Annotated in this window: 5 protein-coding genes; 3 read left to right on the top strand and 2 right to left on the bottom strand. The window is 71.3% G+C overall.

The window, feature by feature from the left end; all coding sequences use genetic code 11:
• From ACTWQJ_RS46245 to ACTWQJ_RS46235, 3 genes are all read left to right on the top strand, one after another.
• On the top strand, positions 1–668 hold a 668-nt coding region (locus ACTWQJ_RS46245), incomplete at its 5' end, for an MFS transporter (protein WP_443312380.1).
• Positions 669–896: 228 nt separating this feature from the next.
• Positions 897–1,370: a DUF485 domain-containing protein gene (locus tag ACTWQJ_RS46240; protein ID WP_443312379.1), complete on the top strand. Its 474-nt coding sequence runs from the start codon at positions 897–899 to the stop codon at positions 1,368–1,370.
• Complete coding sequence (locus ACTWQJ_RS46235) at positions 1,367–2,977, top strand: sodium/solute symporter (protein ID WP_443312378.1); 1,611 nt, start codon at positions 1,367–1,369, stop codon at positions 2,975–2,977. Before ACTWQJ_RS46240 ends, ACTWQJ_RS46235 begins: the two co-directional genes overlap by 4 nt.
• 18 nt (positions 2,978–2,995) lie before the next feature.
• Here ACTWQJ_RS46235 and ACTWQJ_RS46230 read toward each other — a convergent pair whose 3' ends face one another.
• Both ACTWQJ_RS46230 and ACTWQJ_RS46225 read right to left on the bottom strand, forming a co-directional pair.
• Positions 2,996–3,886: a cellulose-binding protein gene (locus ACTWQJ_RS46230; RefSeq protein WP_443312377.1), complete on the bottom strand. Its 891-nt coding sequence runs from the start codon at positions 3,884–3,886 to the stop codon at positions 2,996–2,998.
• A 170-nt stretch (positions 3,887–4,056) separates the two neighbouring features.
• Positions 4,057–5,015: SUKH-4 family immunity protein (locus tag ACTWQJ_RS46225; protein ID WP_443312376.1), on the bottom strand; the 959-nt coding region annotated here is incomplete at its 5' end.

Here is a 5,015-nt window from a genome sequence, read left to right as displayed (position 1 = left end):
CGATCGCCGCGGTCAATCTCGCCCTCGGGGCGCTGGGCCTGCTCATGGTGGCCCCCGCCGTGTTCCTGCCGACGTACGCGCAGTCCGTCCTCGGCCTCGGCCCCGTGGCCGCCGGATTCGTCCTGTCCGTCTGGACGTTGAGCTGGCCCGTCTCCGCCGCGCTCAGCCAGCACGTCTACCGCAGGATCGGCTTCCGCAACACGGCGATGCTCGGCATCGGCACGGCGACCCTGATCCTGCTGGCCTTCCCGCTCCTGCCGTACCCCGGCGAGGCCTGGCAGCCGGCCCTCCTGATGCTCCTCCTCGGGGCCGCACTCGGCCTCTTCCAACTTCCCCTCATCGTCGGCGTCCAGTCGACCGTCGGCTGGGACGAACGCGGCACGGCCACCGCGTCCATCCTCTTCTGCCGGCAGACCGGCCAGACCCTCGGCGCATCCGTCTTCGGCGCCGTCGCCAACGGCGTCCTCGCCGGCCGCCTCGGCGACGCCGGCGACCTCGACGCCATCGCCCACGGCCTCAGCACGGGCGCCGCGTCCGAAACGACCCGACGGGCCGTCGCGGACGCGGTCCACGCGGTGTACCTGGGCGCGGCGTGCGCGGCGGCGCTCGCCTTCCTGGTCCTGCTGGTGCTGGCGCCGCGCCGCTTCCCGGTCCTCAAGGACCACTGAAGACATCCGGCTCGCTCGTTCAGGACCTTGCCCCGGCCGGCAAAAGTCGGAGTTAACGCGGGTAACTGTGTGGGGAACCGCGCAGTTCATCGAAGTAAGCGCATACCGACCACTCAGTTTGGTCAAAGCGTCGCGCGTCCCCGCCCCTCCGAGTAGCGTGCGTGGCCCGCTCACCCCCCACTCCCTGCGGTCCGCCGCCACGGACCCGAGCCTGCAAGGAGCAACGGGATGTCGTCCGACCCGTACTCGTCGTACCCGCCGCACCGCTCGCACCTGCCCCAGTCCCCGTATCCGGCGAACTCCCCACACCCGCCCCGGTACTCGTCCCCGACGTACCCGTGGCAACCCGCTGCCCCGCCCGAACCCGAGCCCCGGCGAAGGCCGGTCCACGCCCCGCTGGGGCACCACAGCGACCTGCGCATCCTGCGCAGCGCCTACCGCTGGCAGCGGCGCGTGGCGACGCTCACCGCGCTCGGCTACTTCGTGCTGTTCCTCATCCTTTCGGCGTACGCGCCGGGGTTCATGACGAGCGAGGGGATCGGCGGTCTGCAGGTCGGGCTGCTGCTCGGGCTGGCCCAACTGCCCATCACCTGCCTGGCGATATGGCTGTACGAGCACACCGCGCGGCGCCGCGTCGACCCGCTCGCGGAGCGCATCCGCCACCAGGCCCGGCTGGACGCGAAGCGAGGGGTGGCACGATGACCGGATTCAGCGAGTCGGCGGAGACGATGTCCCTCGTCGCCTTCTCCGCCGTGGTCACGATCACGCTGCTGCTGTGCGTGATGACCGGCCCGGACCGGGACGACCTCGACGAGTTCTACACCGGCTACAGCTCCCTGTCCCCCATGCGCAACGGCCTGGCGATCGCGGGAGACTACATCTCCGCCGCGACCGTGCTGGGCACCGGCGGGGTGATCGCGCTGTACGGCTACGACGGGATCGTCCTCGCGCTGAGTACGGCGCTGTCGTTGATGCTGCTGATGTTCCTGCTGGCGGAACCTCTGCGGAACGCGGGGCGTTTCACGATGGGGGATGCCTTTGCGCGCCGTATGCCGGGGCGGTGTGTGCGGGTGACCGCCTGTGCGGTGACGCTGGCCGCGCTGCTGCCGATGATGCTGGTGCAGCTCGCGGGCACGGGGCAGTTGATGGCGTTTCTGCTGGGCTTCTCCGGCGACGAGTTGAAGACGGGCTGCATCATCGGGCTCGGCGTCCTGATGATCAGCTACGCGGCGATCGGCGGGATGAAGGGCACCGCTCTCATCCAGGCACTGAAGATGGTGATGCTGCTCGGGTCCGGCGCGGTGGTGGCCGTACTCGTCCTGAACAAGTTCGACTGGAATCCGGCCGCGTTGTTCGACCGGGCGGCGCAGCAGAGCGGCGTGGGGTCCGACTTCCTCAGCTCCGGGCTGCAGTTCGCGGGCGGCCCGGCCCCCCGCCTCGACATGATCAGCTCCCAGCTGGCCGTCGTCCTCGGTGCGGCCTGCCTGCCGCACGTCACGATGCGCATGTACACGGCGTCCAGCGCCCGCCAGGTGCGCCGGTCCATGTCCTGGGCGGTGTCGAGCGTCGTCGTCTTCGTCCTGGTCATCACGGTCGTCGGGGTCGGCGCGACCGCGCTGATCGGCCGCGAGACGATCGCCGGGGCGGACCCTCAGGGGAACTCGGCGTATCTGCTGGGCTCGCAGGCCGCGTTCGGCCCGGCCGTGTCCACGGCCGAGACGTTCCTGTTCACGGCGATCACGACGGCGGTGTTCCTGACGGTGCTCGCCTCGGTCGCGGGCATGATCCTCGCCTGCGCCAACTCCCTGGCCCACGACGTCTTCGCCGGCCGCGTACAGGAGATGTCGGCCCACCGTGAGATGGCCCTCGCCCGCATCTCCGCCCTGGCCGTCGGCGTCCCGGCCATCCTGCTGGCGACCCTGGTCCAGCACCGCAGCCTGCAACCCCTGGTGACGCTGTCCTTCTCCCTGGGCGCCTCCGCCCTCGCCCCCGCCCTCGTCTACAGCCTCTTCTGGCGCCGCTACACCCGCACCGGCCTGCTGAGCACCCTCATCGGCGGCTCCCTGTCCGTCCTGCTGCTGATGCCGGGCACCAACCTCGTCTCCGGGTCCCCCGTCTCCGCCTTCCCCGAGGCCGACTTCAACTACTTCCCGTTCACCACGACCGCCCTGATCTCCGTCCCCCTCGGCTTCGCCTTCGGCTGGCTGGGCACGCTCGTCTCCGGCCGGCAGAAGTCGGAGGAGCAGCGCCGGCAGTACGAGGCGGTGGAGGGGTGGATCCTGGCCGGCGCGGTGCGGCGCAGGGGGTGAGGCCGGCCGGCCCTCACGTCACTCCGCCTGCGCACGGTTCGCCATCAGCTTGGCGAGACTGCTGCGTACGTAGTCCATGTGCGCCTGCACCTTGTCCCACTGCTCCCCGTGCTCCCGCAGCACCCCCTCCGTCTCCCGCTCGATACGGTCCTCCTCGGCCCGGGCCTCCGCGAGAACTTCGTCGGCCCGGGCCTGGGCCTGCTCCTGCCAGTGCCGGTCGGACTCCGCGGCGGCGGCCAGGCCCTGTTCCGCCTCGGACAGCGCGGCCTCGGCGCGGGCCATCCGTTCGGCGAAGTGCGCATCCAGCGCGGCCGTGCTGTCCTCGGCCTCCTGCTCGGCGGACGCCCACCGCTGGGCGTGCTCCTTCTCCTGCTCGGCCAGCATCGCCGCCGTGCGCTGCCGCACCTCACGCAATGCGGCGACGGCTTCCTTACGGCTCTCCTTCACCTCACGCCGGGCGGTGACCCGGAGCTCATCGGCCTCGGCCTGCGCCGTGAGCAGTCGCTGACGGGCGCGTTCCTCGGCATCCGCGCGCAGCGCATCGGCCTCTTCCTGCGCCGTCCGGCGCACCTCCAGGGCGCGCGACTCGGCATCCGCAACACACTCGTCCGCCGCACGCCGCGCCTCCTCGCGCAGGACCGCCGCCTCCTCCTGTGCGAGCTGGAAAAGAAGCCGGGCGCGCTCCCCGAGCGCCTCGTACGTCTGCGGAGGCAGCTGCTCGACCGTCTCCCGCAGCCGCTCCACCTCCGCCTCCATCTCCCGGGCCAGCACGGTGAGGCGGGCCGCGCGTTCCCAGGCGGCGTCGCGATCCACGGAGAGCGCGAAGGCGTACGCGTCGACCTGCTCGGGGCGATAACCGCGCCCCCGGACGGTCACGAAGCCATGCGACGACACCGATGCGCTGCTCATTCCAGAACCCCTCGAACCCCTTGAAGGACGTCCATGTCGCGCACATCTTGATGGATCAGACGGAAGCGTTCATAACGCGACACTCCGCGCACAAGGTACGTAAACAAAGGGCCGGGCCCGGTCACACGACCGGGCCCGGCCCTTTCACACGTCCTGTCGTCACCCCAGGGTCACAGCAAGCCGTCCCACATCTGCTCCAGCAGCACCGACCACCAGCTCTCCGGCGAACCCAGCGCCGCCGGATCGAGTGAGGCCAACTGGGCCTGGAAGTCGACGGTCCAACGGCCCGCCTGCTCCTGGTTCAGCCCGAACCGCAGCCGCCACATCCGCCCGAGCAGCGCCATGCAGCGCACGAACTCCGGCAGCCCGGTGTTCACGAACTGCGGCGGCACCGGCGCACCACCCGGACCGGCCTCCACCGGCACCGCCACGATGTTCGCCGTGCCGTACTGCACACAGATCGCCTTGCCGAAATCGCTGCCCATCACCAGGTACGAGCCCGCGTCCGACGCCGGCTGCACCCCGCGCTCGGCAGCCAGCTCCGCCAGCGTCGGCACCGGCCGCCCCGGCTGGGCCTGCGCCCAGAAGAACGGCCCCATGTCCAGCGGCAGCCCTGCCATCACCAGCGTCTGCGCCACCACCGGCGGCACCCCCTGCCGGGACACCGCCGCCTGCTCGAACCGGAAGACCCCCGGCCCGAACGCCCCCGCCAGCTCCTGCGCCACACCCTCCGGCGGAACCGGCGGCCCCGGCTGCACCGGCGGAAGCGGCGCCCGCACCGGGGCCGGGCGCGCGGGGCCGTCGGCGACCTGGTGCAACTCGCCCTGGTGGGCGAGGAGTTGCTGCATGCCCTGCTGCCGGCTCGCGTGATCCGTGCCGTACGGAGCGATGCTCGTGATCCGCGCCTGCGGCCACTGTTCCCGGATCATCCGCGCACAGTACGCACCCGGCAGCTCACACGACTCCAACTCGGTGTGCAGCTCGAGCACCTGGTCCGGCGGCACGTTCATCGCCCGCAGCTCGTGGAAAATCTGCCACTCCGGGTGCGGCGTACCCGGCGCGGAACGCCGGATCAGCTGCTGCTCGGAGCCGTCCTGCGCGCGGTAGCGCAGCATGGCCTGATAACCGG

The organism is Streptomyces sp. KR55 (genome assembly GCF_052245645.1).
In the GTDB taxonomy this organism is placed as follows: Bacteria; Actinomycetota; Actinomycetes; order Streptomycetales; family Streptomycetaceae; genus Streptomyces; species Streptomyces flavusporus.
Note: the sequence above shows the minus strand (reverse complement) of the source record. Positions and strands in the feature narration are given on the sequence as shown.

What these genes read in the sequence shown, in the direction of transcription:
- ACTWQJ_RS46235 (WP_443312378.1), top strand. Translation starts at nt 1,367, where the DNA reads ATGACCGGATTCAGCGAGTCGGCGGAGACGATGTCCCTCGTCGCCTTC.
- ACTWQJ_RS46240 (WP_443312379.1), top strand. Translation starts at nt 897, where the DNA reads ATGTCGTCCGACCCGTACTCGTCGTACCCGCCGCACCGCTCGCACCTG.
- ACTWQJ_RS46230 (WP_443312377.1), bottom strand. Translation starts at nt 3,886, where the DNA reads ATGAGCAGCGCATCGGTGTCGTCGCATGGCTTCGTGACCGTCCGGGGG.